This is a genomic window from Vibrio sp. 1402 (assembly GCF_033340275.1).
This window is the reverse complement of record NZ_JAWOWE010000801.1, coordinates 1-500: the sequence shown is the minus strand read 5'-3', so window position 1 is coordinate 500 and position 500 is coordinate 1. Positions and strand designations below refer to the sequence as shown.

Annotated in this window: 1 protein-coding gene; it reads left to right on the top strand. The window is 51.0% G+C overall.

Annotated features, from left to right (window positions below; genetic code table 11):
- A partial coding sequence (locus tag R7044_RS28580; protein WP_411978743.1) for an SLC13 family permease occupies positions 1–500 on the top strand: 500 nt, incomplete at both ends.

Sequence of the window (500 nt, the reverse complement as noted above, 5' to 3'; positions counted from 1 at the left end):
CCGGGCGATACTTTAGTGTTGGTGCCGGGCAAGCGTTTCGAATCTGAGCGTCGAGCGCACCGTAAAGAATTTGTGTTAGTGCACGACTTAGATTCCAGCGCACGTTTGGACTCCAATAAATCGACGATTGTGTTGATTGGTTTTGCGGCGGTTATCGCCTGTGCACTACTTGAACTTGTGCCGATCATTAAAGGGCTCGCGGTATACATCATTGCACTCATTGCGTTTGGCATAGTGCAAATCTCTGAGCTTCGCCGCCGTTTTCCCATTGATATTGTGGTGATTGTGGGCTCTGCGCTCTCTATTGCGCAGCTGATGATTTCATCGGGCTTGTCTGTCAGGATGGGCGAAATGTTTATCGAAGCGTTTAACGGCTGGGGCGTATTTGGTGCGCTGGTGGCCACATACATCATGACCTTGGTGCTGACTGAATTGGTGACCAACAATGCCGCTGCCGCGTTAGCATTTCCGATTGGCTATAGCATGGCTGTCGGGTACGG